Origin of the sequence: Clostridioides sp. ZZV14-6150 (genome assembly GCF_020657875.1) — a bacterium.
Taxonomy (GTDB): Bacteria; Bacillota; Clostridia; order Peptostreptococcales; family Peptostreptococcaceae; genus Clostridioides.
Map to the genome: position 1 here is coordinate 23,019 of NZ_JAGWDA010000016.1, position 21,039 is coordinate 44,057.

Genomic DNA, 21,039 nt, shown 5'->3' on the forward strand with positions numbered 1-21,039 from the left:
GGAGGTAAAGATGAAATTTAAGAAGCTAGTTTCTTTAGGAGTATTATCAACACTTTTATTGAGTGTAATAACAGGATGTAGCACTGCCTCATCAGGTGGAGATTCAAAGTCTGATAGTAAAACAAAAGGAGAATTAACAGTTTATACAGCAATCGAAGAAGACAGTATAGACCCATATTTAGCTACATTTAAAGAAAAATATCCAGATATTAAATTAAATGTTGTTAGAGCATCGACAGGAGATATAACAGCGAGATTATTAGCAGAAAAAGATAATCCACAAGCAGATGTTGTATGGGGGATTGCTGCCACAAGTTTGTTAGTTGCAGATGACCAAGGAATGCTAGAACCATACGCTCCAGAAGGGTCTGATAAGATAGACACTGCATTTAAAGATGATAAAGAAGTGCCTTCATGGGTTGGTATAGATGCTTGGATGACAGGTATAACTGTAAATACTAAAGAATTAAAAGATAAAAATATACCAGTTCCTAGTTCTTATGAAGATTTGATAAAGCCAGAATATAAGGGGCTTATATCTATGCCAAATCCATCTTCTTCTGGAACAGGATATTTAACAGTGTCAGCGCTTATACAAATTATGGGAGAAGAAAAGGCATGGCAATATATGGATAAGTTACATGAAAATATTGGTGTATATACTCAATCTGGTTCAGCTCCAGCTACATCATCAGCTTCAGGAGAATACCCTATAGGGATATCTTTTGGATACAGAGGCATAAAATTAAAAGAAGAAGGTTATCCAGTAGAAGTAGTGTTTCCAAAAGAAGGTTCTGGATGGGATATAGAAGCAAATGCTCTTGTAAAAAAAGAGAATATAAAAGAAGCTTCTAAGGTATTTTTAGATTGGGCGATAAGTAAAGATGCAATGAATGAGTATTCTAAGAACTATGCAGTTACTACAGTTGATACAGGAAATCCAATCCCAGAAGGATTCCCTAAAAAGCCATTAGAGCAAATGATAGATAATGATTTAAAATCAGCAGCAAAAAATAGAGAAACTATATTAAATAAATGGATATCAAAATATGATGGAAAGACAGAAAAGGAAAGTTAAATTCATTAATAAAATCCAACAAAAGAGAACCTAGAATATAAATTTTATATCTAGGTTTTTTTAATATATATTTTATATTTGTCATGAGACCCACATATTTTTTCTATAAATCATTGATATTAAAAAAGAAAATTGTATGGATGATATAATATTAATATAGGTAATGCTACAGGGGATTTATTGTTGCTTATAAGTGATTCAATAGAATATAATAGTGAATATATTTATCTAGTAGAAATAAATTTTTTTTAAACTATAGATTTCTAAATAAAAATAAATAGGTTAGTGCCTTGATTAAATCAAATAAAAACCTTAAAATAAAGAGATGTAAACAAAAACTAAAAACAAATAAAAGGTGAATTTATATGATAAAAGAGATAATAGTAGTAGAGGGAAGAGACGATGTTACAGCAGTTAAGAGAGCGATAGATGCAGAACTTATAACCACAGGTGGATTTGGATTTCCAAAAGGAGTAATGGAGCGTATAAAATCAGCTAATGAAAGACGTGGAGTTATAATATTTACAGACCCAGACTTTGCAGGTGAAAAAATAAGAAAAAAAATAGCATCAGAAGTCCCAGGATGTAAACATGCGTTTTTACCAAGAGAAGAAGCTAAAAAGGATGGAGATATAGGAATAGAAAATGCTACTCCAAAAAGTATAATAGCAGCTTTAAATAAAGTTAGAACTGAAAGTACAGAAAAAAGAGATGAATTTAAACAAGTTGATTTGATTAGAAATGGTCTTATAGGAAATGAAGATGCATCATCTAGGAGAGATGCACTTGGTAAAATACTTGGAATTGGCTATGGAAATGCAAAGCAATTTTTAAATAGATTAAATAATTATGGTGTTGAAAGAGAAGAATTTGTAAGTGCATTAAAACAAATTTAAATGTAAGCATGTATGATATGAAAAAAATATAAAAAATAAATATAAAATTACAGAGTAATTTAAAATAAATTGTCTTTAATAACTATTTTGCTTTGAATACATGTAAATAAGTATAATTAATAGGATAAAATCTTAAAATAAGTTAAAAAGGAGTAAACGATGGATAGACTATCTTCACATAGCGCAACAAAAGAAGTAGTACAAAAACATAATTTTAAATTTTCAAAGTCTTTAGGTCAGAATTTTTTAATAGATAGTAATATAATAGATAAAATATTGGATGGAGCTAGAGTGGCAGAAGGAGATAATATAATAGAAGTAGGACCTGGTATAGGTACACTAACTCGTGAAATGGGTAAGGTAGCAGAAAAAGTGGTAGCTATAGAAATTGATAAAAACTTAATTCCTATATTGAAAGATACCTTATCAGATTTAGAGAACATAGAAGTTATAAATCAAGACATATTAAAAGTAGATATACAAGAGCTAATAAAAGATAAATTAAATGGTGGACCAGTTAAGCTTGTAGCAAATCTTCCATATTATATAACTACACCAATAGTTATGAAGTTTTTAGAAGAGGATATACCTGTAACAGATATAGTGGTTATGGTTCAAAAAGAAGTTGCAGATAGAATGAATGCTGTTCCAAGTACGAAGGATTATGGAGCATTGTCTATAGCTGTTCAGTACTATTGTGAAACAGAAATTGTAGCAAAGGCTCCAAGACATATGTTTATACCACAGCCTAATGTAGATTCAACAGTTATAGGTTTACATGTTAGAGCTGAAAAGAAATATGATGTTCATAATGAAGAAATATTTTTCAAGACAATAAAAGCATCTTTTGGACAAAGAAGGAAGACTCTACTTAATTCATTGGGAGGCCTTGGTTTTCTTAATAAGGACGAAATAAGAGAAATATTAAAAGAAGCTAATATAGATGAAAAAAGACGCGGTGAAACTCTTAGTATAGAAGAGTTTGCAGTTCTTTCAAATATAGTAAATACAAAAGTATCTTCTAAATAGGAGGTACTTTTTTTTATTTTATTAACATATATTGTTTAGAGAAACTGTGTTAAGGGGGGATTGCAGTGGGTTCTAAAAGAAAGTTTAAAAGAGACTATATAATACTAGAAGCTAAAGACATAAACTTTAGATACAAAGAACGAGTACTGCCAAAAGCTTTTGCAAAAGTCGAAGTAAATGATGAAAAATCAATCATTGCATTATATGTAGAAAATCTAAAATATGTTAAAGATGGGTATAAAGCAGTAGCAATAAAAGGTGACCATGGATTAATAGACTTAGGAAATATAATTTTAAATGAACAAGGAAGAGGTGAATTTGTTTTAGATTTAGAGGATTATGATGAAGAGATAAAAGGAATTGCCTTATTGTATGAAAGAAATATTCCTTTAGTTGGCTTTAAGGGAAATAAGATTGAAAATTATGAGGACATATTATTCCAAGATGTAGAAGATGAAGAATTAGCTGAAAGTGAAGAAGAGTATTTAGAAGACGATATAGATGATGCAAGTGAAGAATATAGAGAAGATGATGATGACAATGAAGAAAATAGTGATAGTGACGAAGAATATATCATAGAAGAATATGATGAAGATGAAGATGAATATGACGATTATTGGGAAGATGATGAAAGTGAAGAGGTAGAATTAAAGGCAAGAGCAGATATAGAAGATTCTAGTGATGGTGAAATTGAAGAATTTAATAACTATAAAGAAATAGAAAATTATAACAAGGGTAAAGAAAATGAATGCTATGACGATATAGAAGATGATGAGGAATATGATGAGGATGAAGAAGACTTTGAAATAAGACATGAAGAAAAGATAGTTGCTTCTCCAAAAACTACTAAGTCAAAGAAAGCTCAAAAAGAACAAAATAATATTGAAAAAGTAAAAAGAGCTAATGGGATAAGTCAAGTAGATAGTGGAAATAAGCAAGCTGGAACATTACTTATGCCTAGACAAATAAAAAAAGGGCTAAAACTATTCAGAGAAGTTAAGCCTTTTGCAGCAGATTATATAGACAATACAAGATGGTGGAAAATAGAGGTAAATCCTACAACATTGTGTGGATATTCAATGCCTTATTTAGGATATTTAAATGTATTGAATTATACAATGTATAGTGATGCAGTTTTACATTCATATAAATATAGACATTACTTATTTGGAGTACAATATGATGAATATAATAAGAGAAAGCATTATATTTATGCTATTCCAGGGAATAGAAATGAACAACCAGATAATGGAAGCACAGGATTTTTAAAATATCAAGTTTGTGACCATAGAACCAATAGTTTAGGCTACTGGTTATGCTTTATAGATTCTAGACAGAGAAATATAGTTAGATAAAACAATAAGAATGAAAGAATTTAACTTTAACTTTCATTTTAGTAAAGAAAATTAATGAAAATGATATAAAAGTTTAAAAACTATTGATAATATTTAAATATTACACTACAATATATGTTGAAATACCTATTATATTATGGAGGAAGATTATGATAAACGAGCAAAGAATTTTAAATGAGTTCCTTGAATTAATACAGATAGACAGTTTATCTTTAAAAGAGGGGAATGTAGCTAAAGTATTAGTTGAAAAGTTAGAAGAAATAGGTTGTTCAGTTGTAGTAGATAATGCTGGTGAAAAAGCAAATGGAGAAACAGGCAATATAATAGCTACTTTAAAAGGAAATAAAGAAGGAAAGAAAATATTATTTAGTTCACATATGGATACAGTAACTCCAGGAATAGGGGTAAAACCTATAGTGGATGAAGTAAATGGAATAATAAAAAGTGATGGTACTACAATATTAGGCTCTGATGATAAAGCAGGTATAGTAGCTATATTAGAGGGATTAAGACAGGTAAAAGAAAACAATATAGAACATACTGATATTCAAGTTGTATTCTCTATATGTGAAGAATGTGGATTAGTTGGAGCTAAAAATTTAGACTATGCAAAAATAGATTCTAAATATGCCTTTGTATTAGATAGTGGTGGTTCTCCTGGAGAGATAATAGTAAAAGCTCCTGCACAAGATGTAATAAATGTTAAGATATTAGGAAAGACAGCTCATGCAGGTCTTGAGCCTGAAGCTGGTATAAGTGCTATAATGGTAGCTGCTAGAGCAATAGATAATATGAATTTACTTAGAATAGATGAAGAAACAACTGCTAACATAGGAATTATAAATGGTGGAACAGCTACAAATATAGTAACAGGAGAAGTTAACATAGTTGCAGAAGCTAGAAGCCTAAAAGAAGATAAATTAGATGTTCAAACTAAACATATGGTAGAAACTTTTGAAAAAGCCGCTAAGGATTTTGGAGCTAAAATTGAAATAGATGTAAATAGAGCATATACTCCAATAGATGTTAATGAAGATTCAGAAATAATACAACTTGCAAAAAAAGCATTTTCAAATTTAGGAATAGAAGGTCATACTGAATCTACAGGAGGAGGTAGCGATACTAATATATTAAGTAAAAATGGTATTGAAGCTATAACTCTAGGAATAGGTATGAAAAATGCTCATACATTAGATGAACATATAGCTATAAAGGATTTATATGATTCTGCCAAAATGGTAATAGAGATAATAAAAGAAGCATAAATTTAAATAATAGTGTATAATATATATATCGCCTAGCTCAAGCTAGGTGATTTTTCATTTTATAGAAGATTGATAATCTCTATTGAAAGTAAAAGATATACATTTGAATATAATAATAACTTTAATTTATGTTTAAATATATGTTTTTAATAATATTTAGATTTGGTTTATGAGGAGGAATAACAATGGAAACAAGGTACGAGGAAGCAAATAAAATAACAATACAATCAATAATCTGGAATATAGTCTTAACAATAATTAAGGTGATAGCTGGTATTATTGGTAATTCTAGTGCTATGATTGCAGATGGATTACATTCCGCTTCAGATATTATAAGTTCTGTAGGTGTGCTGATAGGTAATTATGTATCTTCTAGACCAGGAGATAAGGAACATAATTATGGTCACGAAAAGGCAGAGACATTGGTATCATTCGTATTATCAATATTACTTATATTTGTTTCTATCACAATAGGTATAGGGGCTATTAAATCCTTATTTAACTTAGATGCATTGAGTGTTCCATCAATACTTCCATTAATAGTGTCAGTCATTTCAATTTTGATAAAAGAGTATCAATATAGAATAACAATAAAAGTTGCTAAAAAGATAAATTCACCCGCTTTAAAAGCAGATGCTTGGCATCATAGGTCAGATGCTCTATCTTCAGTGGCTGCATTTATAGGTATAGGAGGTTCTATTTTAGGATTTAAACCATTAGACCCAATTGCATCAGTTGTAGTAGCAGTATTTGTAGCTAAGGTAGGAATTGATATACTTATAAGTTCTGTAAATGAATTGATGGATGTTTCAGTTGAAGAAGAAGAAAGACAAGAATTAAAGTTTATTGTAGCAGATACAGAGGGCGTTAAAAATCTAGGAGATATAAAGACTAGAAAACATGGAGCTATGGCATATGTGGACTTGACTATATGTGTTGATGAAAATCTAACAGTAAAACAGGGGCATGATATTGCTACTAAGTTGGAAAAACATATAATAAAACATATGGAATTTGTAAAAGGGATAACAGTTCATGTTGAACCATGTACTAATTGCCAAGGAAATAAGTGTATAAAATAATTATGGCTTAAAAAAAAGTGTAAAAAGTTATATAATTGTTTTATGACTATAAACTCTAGGGGTGGTTAAATGAGTAAGAAAAGAAAACTAAAGAAAAAAGCTGCAATATTAATAGGAGTAGTTGTTTTCTTTATAATATACTTTATATCTTTTAAAATAGGTCTAAACATGGAAAAGGATAAGAGTGAGGTTCCAAAGAAAGTAGAAACAGAGACAGAAGATAATAGGTCTTTAATGACTCAAATAAAAGAGAAGAAGAAAATTTATGTATCAGATAAAAATGTAGAAAACATAAAAATCGAAGAAGATATGTGGAACGAGATAAAGTTCTTTTTCTCAGAATTTAAGAAAGTGAGAAATACTACTTCTTATGAAGCAATTTATGAAGGGTATTCTGATGATGGAATTAAATTTTCTACAGACCTTAATTTTTTTAGAGTCTATACTGTAAATAAAGAGGAATATTATAAAGTTCCAATTGATTCCAAGAATTCTTTTAAGAAGCTTTTAGATGAGAGCATATATACTTCATTTGACCTTTTGAGTCACTATAAAGACTGGAAAGAGGTCACTATAACTTATGGAAAAGAAACTAAGAAGATTCATAAATGGAAGTTTGATGATTTAGCACATAAGATGATTTCAAAAAGAGTTGTAGGAAAGGTTCAGCCAGAAAAAAGTAAGGAAAGAAGTGATTATAATTTCAGTATAAATATAAAAGGTGAAAATTTTGCGGTGAAAGTGGATACAATGGGCAAGGATTATGTAAAAGTTACTTCTAAGAAAACTGTCTCTTACTACGAGGTTCATACAAGTTTATTTGATTATCTTAAAAATGAAATATTTGAGATTGGAAAGAAATAAAATATTAAGAAGGCTATCAAGTGATTATATCATTTGATAGCCTAAATTAATTTTTATATGTTATTTTTAGTTACATACTATTTTTCAACTAGTAAGTCTGCAACCTTATATATTGGACCAGCACCAGCAGTTATTACTAAATCATTATCATTAACATTTTCACGTAAATATTTTACTATATCTTCAAATTCTTTTATGTAGATAGCATCTACATTGTTTTGATATAATTTTTCAACTAAGTCTTTAGAGTGTATATCTCCTGGGTCATCTTCTCTTGCAGCATATATATCTGTTATTATAACTTTATCAGCTGCATAGAAAGCTTCTGAAAATTCACCTAAAAGAGATTTTGTTCTAGTGTAAGTATGCGGTTGGAAGATGCACCATAAAGTTGATTTTTTTAACTTTTTAGCAGCAGCTAAAGTAGCCTTTAGCTCAGTTGGATGATGTGCATAATCATCTATTACTAAGGCATTTTTGTAATATCCCTTAGATTCAAATCTTCTTCCTACGCCTTTATATATTTTTATATTTTTTCTTATAGTCTCTAAATCAATACCAGAAACAAGAGCTGCCATTATAGCAGAAGAAGCATTGTATATGTTATGAAGGCCATATACAGAAAGTTCAAATTCTCCTAAATCTTTTCCTTGGTACTCTATTTTAAATATTCCGTGACCACCATTGTCAAAATGTATATCTTTTATAACAGCATCATTGTCAGAATCTCTACCATATTTTATAATAGTAGCTTTAACATCGTACAATATGTCATCAACATTTTCATCATCACCATTTATTATGAAATATCCATCTGGAGGTAAAAGTTTACCAAATTTGTTAAACGAAGCTTTGATTTCATCTATACCAGAGAAATAATCAAGATGGTCTTCCTCAACATTTAAAACTATAGATATCTTAGGATTAAAATTGAGGAAACTATCTACATATTCACATGCTTCAGTTATAAAGTGGTTAGAATTACCTATCTTAACATTACCGCCTATCATACTTAAGTTACCACCAACCAATATAGTAGGGTCTAAGTCTGCATATTCAAAAATTGTAGACAGCATAGATGTTGTAGAAGTTTTTCCATGTGTCCCAGAAACTGCTATAGAGTTTTTATACTCCCTCATAATCTGACCTAAAAAAGTAGCTCTGTTCATTATTAATTTATTTTTTTCTCGAGCAGCTATAAGTTCTTCATTGTCTGGGTGAACTGCTGCAGTATAAACAACCATATTTACATCATCTGATATATTTTCTTTTTTTTGACCGATATAGATAGTTGCCCCTTGATCCCTAAGTTTGTCTAATAGGTATGATTCGTTTGAATCCGAACCTGAAACCTGATAACCCTTATTGATACATATTTCGGCTAATGCACTCATGCTGATACCGCCAATTCCTATAAAGTGTATATTCATAATAAAACCACCTTTCTTTTTAATTAAGTCCTACAATATGAACTATTTTTGTGGTATAATAATATAATGTTCAATATTTTATAATTAATATGCATATAATATTATATGTATTTTATTTTTGAATATAATAAAACATAAGTAATATTATACCACAATACGAATTGTTATGCATTAGTTAGTTTAACGTTATATAAAGGTACTTGTAGGAGGAAATAGTAATGAAATTTAAAAGAACAGAGAGAATTGGAGCAATAGTTAAAATACTATCTGATAATCCAAATAAAATATATACATTAAGTTATTTTACAAATCAATTTAATGCAGCAAAATCAACAATAAGTGAAGATTTATTAGTTGTAAAAAATGTATTTGAAAAACTACACTTAGGTAAAGTTATAACTATCTCAGGAGCAGCAGGAGGAGTAAAATATATACCTAAAACTTCTATAGCAGAAAATGCAGAGTTTTTAATGGAATTGTGCGAGAAAATATGTGACACATCTAGAATACTATCTGGCGGTTTTTTATACTTAATTGATTTAATTTATGACCCTACAATAGCTGCTAAGATAGGAAAAATATTTGCTTCAAACATTGAATATGTAGACGCAGATTATGTTGTAACAATGGAAACAAAAGGTATACCTATGGCACTTATGACTGCAAAGGCTATGAATTTACCTCTAGTTATAATAAGAAAAGATATAAAAGTATCAGAAGGTCCTACCCTTAGTATGACATATGTAAGTGGAAATAATTCGAAGGTTGAGAGTATGAGTTTACCAAGAAAGGCTCTTAAACCAGATAGTAAAGTTATAATTATAGATGATTTCATGAGGGGTGGAGGTACTATAAAAGGAATGGTAGACCTTATGAATGAATTTGGAGCAGAGGTTATAGGTACTGGAGTATTCATATCTACAACAAATCCTTCAGAAAAAATGGTAAAAGATTATATATCACTAATTCAGTTAGATGTTACTGGAGATAAAATAGTAGTTGAACCAAACTTAAAAACTTTTAAATATGAATATAGAAATGAAGACTTAGATGGGGAAAATGATTCAGAATTTGAATTTGAGATAGATGAAGATTAATAAAAAAATATTTAGAAAAATATGTAAAAATAAAAAGAGGATATCCCTAGTTGTCCATAGAATTACTTAAAAAACAGTTTATATTAATTTATTCCAACAATAATAATTTTAATATAAATTAATTTCTGTCAAAATCAAAGGGGGATATATTGGTATGAAGATAACTGACGTAAGAGTAAGAAAATTAACAGAAGAAGGTAAAATGAAATGTATAGTGTCAATAACTTTTGATAATTTGTTTGTAGTACATGATATAAAAGTTATAGAAGGCCACAATGGGTTATTTATAGCAATGCCTAGCAGAAAAGTAGGCGAAGGAAATTTCAGAGACATAGCTCATCCAATAAATGCAGAAATGAGACAAGTTTTAGAAGATGCAGTTTTACAAGCGTATCATGAAGCATTAGTTCAATGGGAAGTAGCTGCTGAATAACAATAAATATAAAAATGGAGAGAGCCCGAACATTTAGGCTCTTTTTAAATGTAGAATTTGCATTAAAATATGTACTTTTTAGTAAAAAAGTGCTATATTATTAGTGATAATGTATATGTTGTATACAAATTGTTAAATAAATGTATTATAATGTATATTGATTGAGATAATAATACGAATAAAATTAAATTAGATTGAATGGAGTGTATCAATGAACTTTAAAGCTATAATCCTTGCCGCTGGCAAAGGAACAAGAATGAAGTCTAAATACCCAAAAGTTATACATAAAGTATGTGGAAAAGAAATGGTCAACCATATTATAGATGTTTCAAAAAAATCAGGCGTAAAGGATACTGTTGTAATTTTGGGGCATGAAGCAGATGTAGTAAAAGAAAAACTTGCAGAAGAAACTATGATAGCTATGCAAACAGAACAGCTTGGAACAGGACATGCTGTAAAAATGGCTAAAGAATATATAAATGATGAAGATGTAATAGTTGTACTTTGTGGAGACACTCCACTTATAAAGGAAGAAACATTAAAGAAATTATTTGATTTCCATATAGAAAATAAATATCATGCCACAGTTCTTACAACAAAAGTTGGAAATCCAACAGGTTATGGTAGAATAATAAGAGATAAGAAGGGGGACCTTCTTAAAATAGTGGAGCAAAAAGATGCAAATTCAGAAGAAAAAATGATAAGTGAAATAAATTCTGGGATATACTGTTTTAATGGAAAGAGTCTTAGAGAAGCATTAGATTTGTTAAATAATAACAATGCACAAGGTGAATATTATTTAACTGATACTGCTAAAATAATGAGAGACAAAGGCTTAAAAGTTGGTGCATTTGCAGGTTCAACTATTGAAGAACTTATGGGTGTTAACTCAAGAGTGGAATTATCAAAGGCAGAAGAAATTATGAGAAAAAGAATAAATGAATCTCATATGGTAAATGGAGTGACTATAATAGACACTAACTCTACCTATATAGAATCTGATGTTGAGATAGGTAATGATACTATAATATATCCAGGTGTTATGTTACAAGGTAAAACAAAGATAGGTTCAGATTGTATAATTGGAATGAACTCATCTATAACAAACTCAGAAATAGGAACTGGAACAGAAATAAAAAATTCAACTATACTTGATAGTAAAGTTGGAGATAATACTACTGTTGGACCATATGCATATCTAAGACCAAAAACTAACTTAGGAAACAATGTAAAAATAGGTGATTTTGTAGAGGTAAAAAATGCTGTTATAGAAGATGGTTCAAAAGCATCTCATCTTTCTTATATAGGAGATGCACATGTTGGTAAAAATGTAAATATTGGATGTGGAGTAGTATTTGTAAACTATGATGGTAAAAATAAATTTAAGTCAATAGTAAAAGACGATGCGTTTATAGGTTCAAATTCTAATTTAGTTGCACCAGTAGTTGTAGAGGAAAAAGGATATATAGCTACAGGTTCAACAATAACACATGATGTCCCAGATGGAGCTTTAGCAATAGCAAGACAAAGACAAGTTGTTAAAGAAGGATGGGTAGAAAAGAAGAATCAAAAAGATAACCAAAGTAAATAGTTATTTAGTTTATTATTTTGGCTAATAAAATTAGCTCGAAATTATTATAAATTATATTCATTAGGATTTTAAAATTTTCAGGAGGGTTACATAAATGAATACTAGCGGAAGCGAGATTAAAATTATTGCAGGTAATTCATCGAAAGAGTTAGCACAAAAAATAGCTGACTATATAGGTGTATCAGTGCTAGACTGTGAAGTAGGTACGTTTAGTGATGGTGAAATATGTGTAAACATGAATGAGACAGTAAGAGGTTGTGATGTGTTTGTAGTACAATCTACTAATAGTCCAGTAAATGATAACTTAATGGAGTTATTAATCTTAATTGATGCATTAAAGAGAGCATCAGCAGGAAGAATAACAGCAGTTATTCCTTACTATGGATATGCAAGACAAGACAGAAAGGCTAAGGCAAGAGATCCAATCACTGCTAAATTAGTTGCAAACTTAATAACTGCTGCTGGAGCAGATAGAGTATTAACAATGGATTTACATGCTGCTCAAATACAAGGATACTTTGATATACCATTAGACCACTTACTAGGTGGAACAATATTAGCAAATTACTTCAATGAAAAGAAAATAGAAGATTTAGTAGTAGTATCTCCAGACTTAGGAAGTGTTACTAGATCAAGAAAATTTGCTAATACTTTAAATGGAGAAGTTCCAATAGCTATAATAGATAAGAGAAGACCAAAAGCTAATGTATGTGAAGTTATGAACTTAATAGGTGATGTTAAAGGTAAAAATGTTATACTATTAGATGACATGATAGATACAGCAGGAACAATAGTTAATGCTGCAAATGCACTTAAAGAGTTTGGGGCAAAAGATGTTTATGCTTGTTGTACTCATGGTGTATTATCAGGACCAGCTATTGAAAGAATTTCTAATTCAGAAATAAGTGAGTTAATAGTTCTTGATACTATACAACTTCCTGAAGAAAAAAGAATAGATAAGATAAAAATAAAAACAGTAGCTCCTTTATTTGGAGATGCTATAAGAATGATATTCTCTAATGAATCAGTAAGTAAATTATTTTAATTAATTAGATTTATAAGAGTTGCTTAAAAAAGATATAAGTTTTTTAAGCAACTCTTTTTTGATATCTAATTTATGTATTATTATAATTTATTGGAGCTGTATGTGTGTATGTAAAAGTAAATGTTTCTTGTAAAACATGTAGATGAGTAATTAAAAACTAAATTTAATAAAAAATATAAAATTATGAATTTTATGAATATAAAAAATATTTAGAAAAAGTATTGAAAAAAATTGAATTATGTAGTATTATGTAAATATAAATTAAAGAAAGAGGTGTTTCCAATGGGAAGGAATGAAGATGAACCCCTAATAATTAAGTGATTTAGTCACAATCTAAAGTAAATATAAAAATCTATTGAAAGTTTATTTATAAGAATTGAAAATAGTATCTATTCTATATCTTTAGTGTTTGTGATAGGGTTCTGGATTATATAAAGTTACTGTAAAGAAAGTAATTTTGCACAATAAGCATACCTGTAAATGAAGAGTTTCATTTATATAGTGATTGTGACTGAATCATAACTGCAAGAATATAGAATGTTTATATATAGATGTTTTTAATAAAATACTATATTGTAATAGCTTTTAGCTTTCAAATAAATATTAGCAAAGGATGGAAATGACAATGATAAAACTAAATGATAATTTATAAATATCTCCTTACGATATATGATAATTGTAGGGAGATGTTTCTTTTTTTGTATAGTATAGTTACTTTAAGAAATTATGTTTGAACATGTGAAAATTTGGTATATATAAATAATATAAACTGTATTGCTAAAATGTGGTAACTATTATATAATATAAGTGGATATGTATCTCTATTATGAGTTATATATCATTCTAAATTTAATAAAATAGAAACGTTGATGTATGTTCTGTAATGTGGGCACCTTGGAACATATTGAGTTAGTGGTGCAACCGGCTATGAAATTGTATTTATGATACTTTTATTTTCATAGCTTTTTTTGTTCAAAAAAATGGTTATATGCTAGAAATAAATCTGGTTAGTACGTGTAAATAATTTTACTTAGATTTTTAACCAGATATATTATAAGTAAGTATTAATTTAAAAATTGAGGGGGAATAAAAATGAAGTTAAGAAAGAATAAAAAAGGTTTCACTTTAGTGGAATTATTGGTAGTAATTGCAATTATAGGAATATTAGCAGTGGTAGCAGTTCCAGCTTTATTTAGTAATATAAACAAGGCTAAGGTAGCAAGTGTTGAGTCTGATTATAGTTCAGTTAAGAGTGCAGCATTATCTTATTATTCAGATACAAATAAGATACCTACTGGAACTTTAACTACTTTAGAGAGCTATATGGAATCTCTTCCTGATAAAGCTGATATAGGTGGAAAATATTCACTGATTAAAGTTGGTAATAGATTAGTATTACAGATAGGTGAAGATGGTGATGGAGTTACATTAACAGAAGCACAATCAGCAAAATTATTGAGTGATATAGGCAAAAAGAAAATATATACAGGTGTTACAGGAGATAATTTTGGGGACGAATTAACAAGTAATACAAAAATAAATAATAAAGTTCTATATATGGTACTTATAGATAATACTGTTATGGATTCAACAAAATAATTAAATCTATTTTTTTATAAAAAATATTATAAACTTAATGAAAAATATAATATAAAAAACAGGAAGAAAATCTTCCTGTTTTTTTATACTATTTTATTTAATACCAAATCATAAATGGTGGTATAATTAAAATAGTAAAGGAGTGAAATCTGTGGCTAAAAAAGTTAGAATAGGAGACAAACTGGTTGAAAAAGGATACATAACAGAAGACCAGCTTAAATGGGCATTATCAGAGCAAAAAAATAGTGGAAAAAGACTAGGAGAATTTCTAGTACAAGAAGAACTTATAGATAGTAACTTATTAATAAGTGTATTAAAAGAACTTTTAGATATAGAAAGTGTATTTTTAGAAGGAACAGAAATAGATACATTAGCTACAAAGATGGTTCCAGAAAATATATGCAAAAGATATACTGTATTTCCATTCAAAATCGATGGAAATAAAATATGTTTAGCCATGTCAGACCCACAAGATAGAGAAGCAGTTCAAGATGTAAGACGTATGTCAGGTAAAGATGTCGAAATATTTATATCAAGTGCAGAAGATATAAACAAAGCAATAGGTCATGCCTATGCACATTCAGAAATAAATAAAGCAATGACTGAATACAACAAAAACAAGACTGGTGGAATTAGAGAAACAGTAATCCTTGAAGAGGATGTAAATGCTGCTCCAATAGTAAGGCTAGTAAATAATATACTAGAAAATGCTGTTAGGATGGAAGCAAGTGATATACATATAGAACAAAGTGAAAATTACATGCGTGTTAGATTTAGGATAGATGGAATGTTAAGAGAATATATGAGGATGAACTCTGCGCCATACAAGGCAGTAATAAGTCGTATAAAAATAATGTCAGATATAAATATATCTGAAAAGAGGATTCCACAAGATGGTAGAATATATTTAAAAGTAGATAATAAACCGATAGATTTTAGGGTTTCTACAATGCCAACCAATAGGGATGAAAAGATAGCCATGAGGGTACTTGATAAGAGTAATTTTATGGTAAGTAAAGAAGTACTAGGAATAGATGAACATGGCTCTAAGATATATGACGAGTTAATAAATACCCCTTATGGGCTTATATTAGTTGTTGGACCTACTGGAAGTGGAAAAACTACTACATTATATTCAATGCTAAATCAATTGAATACAGAAAATAGAAATTTATTGACAATAGAAGACCCTATAGAGTATGAATTACCTGGTGTAAATCAATCTCAAATAAATGAAAAGGCAGGACTTACTTTTGCTAGTGGGCTTAGAGCTTTTATGCGTCAAGACCCAGATATAATAATGGTTGGAGAGATAAGAGATACAGAAACTGCCGAAATAGCAATTAGAGCCTCTCTTACAGGACATTTAGTTTTAAGCACATTACATGCAAATACAGCAGTTGGAGCAATTTCACGTCTTTTGGATATGGATGTGGAAAGTTTTTTGATAACTTCATCTCTTTTAGGGGTAATATCTCAAAGACTGACACGAAAAATATGTGAGCATTGTAGAGTTTCATATGAGGCAGATACTGGAGAAAAAAAGGCTCTTGGTATTGATATAAACGAATCAGTAACTATCTATAAAGGGCAGGGCTGTGAAAGATGTAATAATACTGGATATAAGGGACGTCTAGGTATATTTGAAATGCTTGAAATTACACCAGAAATAAAAGAGCTAATAGATTCCTCTGCAAATCAAAGAGAAATTTTAAAGTTAGCTAAAAAACAAGGTATGGTTAGTCTAAAAGAGGATATAGTTAAAAAGGTTTTAGGTGGAAAGACAACAGTAGAAGAAATGATTAGAATAATTTTGATGACTGATTAAAGGATGATATTATGAAAAGTTTTAAGTATACAATAATAAAAGAGGATGGGAAAAAGCAAACTGATGTGATTGAAGCTAATGATTTTAATGAAGCTAAAAGTCTTCTTAGAAAAAGAAATCTTAGAGTTCTTGAAATCAAAGAAAGTAAAAGTAAAAATATAAATATATCTTCTAGAAAGAGAAGAAAAGACTTAGGGGCTGACCAGATAAGCCACTTTTGCAGACAGTTTGCTATTATAGTGTCTTCTGGTATAAATAGTATTTCTGGATTAGAAACATTAGCAGGAAGGTCAACTAATGTTACATTAAGAGAAGAAATAAATCGTATAGTAGCAGAGATAAAAGTAGGTTCTACTATTGCTGATTCAATGCTTGCACCAAAGTCGAAGTTTCCAAAGTTACTTGGTGCCATGGTAGCTACAGGTGAAGCTACAGGTAAACTAGATGAAGTATTAAAAAGTATGGCTTCATTTTATTCCAGTGAGCATAGAGTTAAGCAAAAACTTAGAAATGCGGCTACATATCCATTAATAGTTTTGATTTCTTCATTTATAATGATTTTTATATTTACAGCATTTATGGTACCTAAGATGATTAATTCAATTACAACAGTAGGTGCTACTCTTCCACTTATAACAAGGATTGTTATGGGATTTGGTACGTTTATGAAGACATTTTGGCCAATAGTACTTTTAGCTATTATATTGTCTATTTACCAATTTAAGAAGTATCTAAAAACACCAGTTGGTAGAGCTCAAAAGGATAGAGTTATAAATAAAATTCCTGTTTTGGGAAAAGGGATAAACTGCATGGTGGCTACACGATTTTCAAGAGCATTGTATCTATTTGTATCAACAGGATATCCATTAGTACAAGGGCTTGATTATATCATAGATAGTGTAAATAATACTATGGCAGAAAAGATTTTAACATCAGCAAAAGATGGAATAACAAGAGGTGAAGGTCTAGCAGAAAACTTACAAAGATATACGTATTTTGATTCAGTTTTAGTGCAGATGATAGCAATAGGGGAGCAGACAGGGGAATTAGAGAACATAAGTAGACAGATGGCTGAATTCTATGAATATGAATCCGAAATTTATCTAAATAGAATGGCATCAATGATAGAACCTGTTTTAATAATAGCAGTTGGTATTATAGTTGCGGTACTGGTTGTATCAATATTCATGCCAATGCTTAGTATATATGATGCTATGTAGGAGGGAAAACAACAAATGAATAAGGTTTATGTATCATATTATGGTGATTCTATATCCATAGTTGAAGGCAGATACAAACATGATAAAGATACGTTTTATATAAAAAACTTTAATGTATTTTCAATAGAGGATATTGCTCAAGATTTTTCTAAAGAAAAGTATGCTCTATTGAGATATGCATTAGAAAATGTAAAGTTAAAATCAAAACACATAGTGTTTTGTTTGAATACGAGAGATGTAATTCTAAAACCTCAAAAGTTGCCTAAGATGGATAAAAAAGATTTAGATGGATTTATGAAGTTAGAAATGGATGAAATGATGGCTTTAGAATCGGATGAGTATGTATTTTCATATGAAGTATCTAGTGAGATATCTGATAGGTCAGAAGGTGAAGAGGCTAGTTTAAATCTGATTATTGGAGCTATAAAAAAAGAAGAAATAAATGCAATTGTAGATATAATACATGAATTTGATTTGGTATTGGATAGAATAGATACATTATCAACTGCCTATTTAAGAATTCTCAAGAACTTAGATTACAATGATATAATGGTGACAAATATAAGCGATAATAGCACAATTATAAACATATATAAAAAAGATACTTTATTCATTAGTGATAATATACCGATAAGAATAACTGCTAAAGATATGGAAATACAATTATTAAATGTGGTCGAAGAGTCAAAAGGACTTATGAATTACTATTCGTCAAGAAACTTTGGTAAGGTAACAGATACTATATTGATATTGGGGAAAAGGTACTCTAATAAATTAATTTATGAGGCTTTTAGTTCTGCATTTTCAAACTATGTTTCTCAAGGTCTTACAGAGATAATGGATATAGCTGATATGGTATCTGGTGATATAGATGAAGATGATATAAATTCAATTGTAGAACTTTTAGGTTGTATGATAGAGCCTAAAGGAAAAAAAGATTTTGAAAATATAAATTTTCTACCAATGGATATACTCAGAAAACAAATGAAAGCTAAACAAATAAAAAGTGTAATGAAGATAGCACCCGTATTTATTTTAGTGGTTTCTATTCCATATTTATGTTTAATTTTTTCAAACAGTTTAGCTAATAAAGAACTTGAAAATGTAAATGATGAAATAAGGAATATTGAATCTGCTTACTATCAAATTGGAAATATAGAAAAAATGATACAAAGTAAAACAGAAGAAATAAAGGTATATGATATGTTAATTGGGAAAAAGGTTAAATGGGAAAATCTATTGGATGATATAGATAAAAATACTCCAAGTAGGGTTGAACTGACAAGCTTATCAACAACATATCAAGAAGTAGGAACAACTAATAAAACTGAAAGCTCAGACAACAGTAAAACTAATACAAATAAATCAAATAATGATGAAGCTAAAACAAGTACAAATACAAAAAGTAATAATAATGAAAGTAAAAATAGTAATGACTTAAATGAAGATAAAACTGTAAATGTGGCAGAGGCGTTAAATGGTAATGAGGAGTCTGATAGTAATACAGAAGCAGATGATAAGACTCCATTATATGATAAGATACCAAATGTTTTGAATATAGAGGGAAATGCTAAGGATTCTTCTTATGTAGGGCAATTTTTATATAAATTAAAGGGATTGTATTATTTTGAGGATGTTAAACTGCATAGTATAAAAAGCAATGGAGAGGATTCCAACTATACATTTAATATGACATTATACCTGAAAGAAGGTGTATTAACTAATGAATAAGGACATATTTAAAAAAGATATAAAAGATATATTTAAAATGGAAGTTAGTCTAAAGGGAATTCTTATAAAAGTTGTAATTTTACTTGCTATTTTATCCTATGGATATTTTGGACTTTATCCACAATATGAGAAATATGTTTCTACAAAAAATTCTGTAAAACAAGCTACACAAAAATTAAATATATATAAAGAGAAAACAGCTCTTATGCCAAAATATGAAAAACAACTTAAAAATATTGAGAATGAATTAAATGAAAAAAGTAAAAATCTATTATATGATATGCAAGATGGTCTGTTTCTAATTGGTTTAGACAAGAAAATGAAAACATATAATATTGACTTAACTAGCTATGATGTTGGAAACATTAGAGAATATGAACATTTTTATGGAATATCAACAACAATAAGTGTTAGAGGGGACTATAGAAATGTTAAAAAATTGATGGCTTATTTAGAAGAACAAAAAAATGTTACTCAGATATTAGACTATACTATGACTTCATATATAGAACCAGAAAAAGAAGAGCAAGAGACAACAAGTAATAAAGATCTAATAAAAAATGTGAACATAAATAAAGATACAAAAATATATTGGGTAGAAGGCGAAGATAAATGGCATTTATATAATGACTGTCCATTGATAAAAGAGGGAGAAATTCTTAAGAATGACAAACTTTTAGATAGGTCAACAAGTTATCTATGTAATACATGTGTACTTAGAGCTGCAACAGAAAAAGAAACAAAAAAAGAAGTAGCGACTCCAGAAGCAGAAGGTGTAGTAGAGGCTACGTTTAAATTTATAATGTATACGAAAGAAAATACTACAATGGTACTTGATACAGATAATCCATCTTCATGGAGACCAGGAAAATATAATCCATTTAAATCTAGTGCAAAATAAAACCAAAGAGGTTTTAAAGATAGGTGATGAACTTGTACAAAAACAATGAAAAAGGTCTTACTTTATTAGAAATAATAGTGGCTGTATTTATATTGACTATAGTTTTAAGCATTTCTTATAAAGTATTTAATGGTATAACATCAGCAGTAAAAAAACAACAAATCATTACAGATGCTCAGGTAAATATTAATTTAATTAATAAATATTTAAATAGAGACTTAGAAAACTGTAAGGATGTAATAAAGAACAGTTCAGGTAGTGGCTATGAATATAATATAGAAACTCCAGAGAATACAGTGAAGTATGAAGTATCTATAGAGACCAAAAACAATACAGGAGTATACTCTGTAACAAGAATTCAAGAAAATACTACTAATACTGAAGATGGGCTTAGAGAAGAAATAATCTCTAAGCAACCATTAGTTCAAAACAATAAAGAAATGAAGGAAACACCATTTAAAATAGAAAAACAAGCTGATAAATCTATTTATACGGTAAGTGTATATTATAATGAATCAGCTCAAGAAGGCCAGAAAAGCAGTAACTTAAATAATAAGACTTATACATTTGATGTTATGTCAAGAATTGGGTAAAT

Annotated in this window: 18 protein-coding genes and 1 riboswitch; of the genes, 17 read left to right on the top strand and 1 reads right to left on the bottom strand. The window is 29.1% G+C overall.

What is annotated here, in order from left to right:
• The first annotated feature begins 10 nt into the window (after window positions 1-10).
• The 7 genes from KGF41_RS16540 (at window position 11) to KGF41_RS16570 (ending at window position 7,569) form a co-directional block, all read left to right on the top strand.
• Window positions 11-1,078, top strand: coding sequence for a putative 2-aminoethylphosphonate ABC transporter substrate-binding protein (locus tag KGF41_RS16540; RefSeq protein ID WP_227829120.1), 1,068 nt, complete (start codon window positions 11-13; stop codon window positions 1,076-1,078).
• Window positions 1,079-1,443: 365 nt separating this feature from the next.
• On the top strand, window positions 1,444-1,974 hold the full coding sequence (gene rnmV / locus KGF41_RS16545) for a ribonuclease M5 (protein ID WP_227829119.1): 531 nt from the start codon (window positions 1,444-1,446) through the stop codon (window positions 1,972-1,974).
• 159 nt (window positions 1,975-2,133) lie between these two features.
• Window positions 2,134-3,003 (top strand): 16S rRNA (adenine(1518)-N(6)/adenine(1519)-N(6))-dimethyltransferase RsmA, encoded by an 870-nt coding sequence (gene rsmA / locus KGF41_RS16550; protein ID WP_227856990.1) that lies wholly within the window; start codon window positions 2,134-2,136, stop codon window positions 3,001-3,003.
• 65 nt (window positions 3,004-3,068) lie between these two features.
• Window positions 3,069-4,358 carry a hypothetical protein gene (locus KGF41_RS16555; protein ID WP_227856991.1) on the top strand — a complete coding sequence of 430 codons (1,290 nt, stop codon included), beginning with the start codon at window positions 3,069-3,071 and terminating at the stop codon, window positions 4,356-4,358.
• 149 nt (window positions 4,359-4,507) lie between these two features.
• The gene (locus KGF41_RS16560; protein WP_227856992.1) at window positions 4,508-5,623 is read left to right on the top strand and encodes a M20/M25/M40 family metallo-hydrolase; all 1,116 of its coding nucleotides are present in this window, start codon (window positions 4,508-4,510) and stop codon (window positions 5,621-5,623) included.
• Between the two features lie 185 nt (window positions 5,624-5,808).
• Window positions 5,809-6,705 carry a cation diffusion facilitator family transporter gene (locus KGF41_RS16565; RefSeq protein ID WP_227829116.1) on the top strand — a complete coding sequence of 299 codons (897 nt, stop codon included), beginning with the start codon at window positions 5,809-5,811 and terminating at the stop codon, window positions 6,703-6,705.
• 69 nt (window positions 6,706-6,774) lie between these two features.
• Entirely contained in the window at window positions 6,775-7,569 is a 795-nt protein-coding gene (locus KGF41_RS16570) for a hypothetical protein (protein WP_227829115.1), read from the top strand.
• 77 nt (window positions 7,570-7,646) lie between these two features.
• On the opposite strand, the gene murC is transcribed toward KGF41_RS16570, so the two are convergent.
• The gene (murC, locus tag KGF41_RS16575) at window positions 7,647-8,999 is read right to left on the bottom strand and encodes a UDP-N-acetylmuramate--L-alanine ligase (protein ID WP_227829114.1); all 1,353 of its coding nucleotides are present in this window, start codon (window positions 8,997-8,999) and stop codon (window positions 7,647-7,649) included.
• Between the two features lie 218 nt (window positions 9,000-9,217).
• Here murC and purR point away from each other — a divergent pair, with 218 nt between their 5' ends.
• The 10 genes from purR to KGF41_RS16625 all read left to right on the top strand — a co-directional run bounded on the left by purR (window position 9,218) and on the right by KGF41_RS16625 (window position 21,037).
• Window positions 9,218-10,096 carry a pur operon repressor gene (gene purR, locus KGF41_RS16580; RefSeq protein WP_227829113.1) on the top strand — a complete coding sequence of 293 codons (879 nt, stop codon included), beginning with the start codon at window positions 9,218-9,220 and terminating at the stop codon, window positions 10,094-10,096.
• Between the two features lie 154 nt (window positions 10,097-10,250).
• The gene (gene spoVG, locus KGF41_RS16585) at window positions 10,251-10,529 is read left to right on the top strand and encodes a septation regulator SpoVG (RefSeq protein ID WP_003421453.1); all 279 of its coding nucleotides are present in this window, start codon (window positions 10,251-10,253) and stop codon (window positions 10,527-10,529) included.
• Window positions 10,530-10,740: 211 nt separating this feature from the next.
• Window positions 10,741-12,120 (top strand): bifunctional UDP-N-acetylglucosamine diphosphorylase/glucosamine-1-phosphate N-acetyltransferase GlmU, encoded by a 1,380-nt coding sequence (gene glmU, locus KGF41_RS16590; protein WP_227829112.1) that lies wholly within the window; start codon window positions 10,741-10,743, stop codon window positions 12,118-12,120.
• A gap of 94 nt (window positions 12,121-12,214) precedes the next feature.
• Window positions 12,215-13,165 (top strand): ribose-phosphate pyrophosphokinase, encoded by a 951-nt coding sequence (locus tag KGF41_RS16595; protein WP_227839010.1) that lies wholly within the window; start codon window positions 12,215-12,217, stop codon window positions 13,163-13,165.
• Window positions 13,166-14,015: 850 nt separating this feature from the next.
• A riboswitch (cyclic di-GMP riboswitch) is annotated at window positions 14,016-14,101 on the top strand.
• A 156-nt stretch (window positions 14,102-14,257) separates the two neighbouring features.
• Entirely contained in the window at window positions 14,258-14,764 is a 507-nt protein-coding gene (locus tag KGF41_RS16600) for a type II secretion system protein (RefSeq protein ID WP_227829110.1), read from the top strand.
• Window positions 14,765-14,915: 151 nt separating this feature from the next.
• Entirely contained in the window at window positions 14,916-16,592 is a 1,677-nt protein-coding gene (locus tag KGF41_RS16605; RefSeq protein WP_227829109.1) for a GspE/PulE family protein, read from the top strand.
• An 11-nt stretch (window positions 16,593-16,603) separates the two neighbouring features.
• Complete coding sequence (locus tag KGF41_RS16610) at window positions 16,604-17,812, top strand: type II secretion system F family protein (RefSeq protein WP_227829108.1); 1,209 nt, start codon at window positions 16,604-16,606, stop codon at window positions 17,810-17,812.
• Window positions 17,813-17,827: 15 nt separating this feature from the next.
• Window positions 17,828-19,543, top strand: coding sequence for a PilN domain-containing protein (locus KGF41_RS16615; RefSeq protein WP_227856993.1), 1,716 nt, complete (start codon window positions 17,828-17,830; stop codon window positions 19,541-19,543).
• Window positions 19,536-20,444 (top strand): type 4a pilus biogenesis protein PilO, encoded by a 909-nt coding sequence (gene pilO / locus KGF41_RS16620; protein ID WP_227856994.1) that lies wholly within the window; start codon window positions 19,536-19,538, stop codon window positions 20,442-20,444. The genes KGF41_RS16615 and pilO overlap by 8 nt, the downstream gene beginning before the upstream one ends.
• 26 nt (window positions 20,445-20,470) lie before the next feature.
• Window positions 20,471-21,037, top strand: coding sequence for a prepilin-type N-terminal cleavage/methylation domain-containing protein (locus tag KGF41_RS16625; RefSeq protein WP_227856995.1), 567 nt, complete (start codon window positions 20,471-20,473; stop codon window positions 21,035-21,037).
• The last annotated feature ends 2 nt before the right edge of the window (window positions 21,038-21,039 follow it).

What these genes read in the sequence shown, in the direction of transcription:
- KGF41_RS16615 (WP_227856993.1), top strand. Translation starts at nt 17,828, where the DNA reads ATGAATAAGGTTTATGTATCATATTATGGTGATTCTATATCCATAGTT.
- rsmA (WP_227856990.1), top strand. Translation starts at nt 2,134, where the DNA reads ATGGATAGACTATCTTCACATAGCGCAACAAAAGAAGTAGTACAAAAA.
- murC (WP_227829114.1), bottom strand. Translation starts at nt 8,999, where the DNA reads ATGAATATACACTTTATAGGAATTGGCGGTATCAGCATGAGTGCATTA.
- purR (WP_227829113.1), top strand. Translation starts at nt 9,218, where the DNA reads ATGAAATTTAAAAGAACAGAGAGAATTGGAGCAATAGTTAAAATACTA.
- spoVG (WP_003421453.1), top strand. Translation starts at nt 10,251, where the DNA reads ATGAAGATAACTGACGTAAGAGTAAGAAAATTAACAGAAGAAGGTAAA.
- KGF41_RS16565 (WP_227829116.1), top strand. Translation starts at nt 5,809, where the DNA reads ATGGAAACAAGGTACGAGGAAGCAAATAAAATAACAATACAATCAATA.
- glmU (WP_227829112.1), top strand. Translation starts at nt 10,741, where the DNA reads ATGAACTTTAAAGCTATAATCCTTGCCGCTGGCAAAGGAACAAGAATG.
- rnmV (WP_227829119.1), top strand. Translation starts at nt 1,444, where the DNA reads ATGATAAAAGAGATAATAGTAGTAGAGGGAAGAGACGATGTTACAGCA.
- KGF41_RS16610 (WP_227829108.1), top strand. Translation starts at nt 16,604, where the DNA reads ATGAAAAGTTTTAAGTATACAATAATAAAAGAGGATGGGAAAAAGCAA.
- KGF41_RS16540 (WP_227829120.1), top strand. Translation starts at nt 11, where the DNA reads ATGAAATTTAAGAAGCTAGTTTCTTTAGGAGTATTATCAACACTTTTA.
- pilO (WP_227856994.1), top strand. Translation starts at nt 19,536, where the DNA reads ATGAATAAGGACATATTTAAAAAAGATATAAAAGATATATTTAAAATG.
- KGF41_RS16560 (WP_227856992.1), top strand. Translation starts at nt 4,508, where the DNA reads ATGATAAACGAGCAAAGAATTTTAAATGAGTTCCTTGAATTAATACAG.
- KGF41_RS16570 (WP_227829115.1), top strand. Translation starts at nt 6,775, where the DNA reads ATGAGTAAGAAAAGAAAACTAAAGAAAAAAGCTGCAATATTAATAGGA.
- KGF41_RS16600 (WP_227829110.1), top strand. Translation starts at nt 14,258, where the DNA reads ATGAAGTTAAGAAAGAATAAAAAAGGTTTCACTTTAGTGGAATTATTG.
- KGF41_RS16595 (WP_227839010.1), top strand. Translation starts at nt 12,215, where the DNA reads ATGAATACTAGCGGAAGCGAGATTAAAATTATTGCAGGTAATTCATCG.
- KGF41_RS16625 (WP_227856995.1), top strand. Translation starts at nt 20,471, where the DNA reads ATGAACTTGTACAAAAACAATGAAAAAGGTCTTACTTTATTAGAAATA.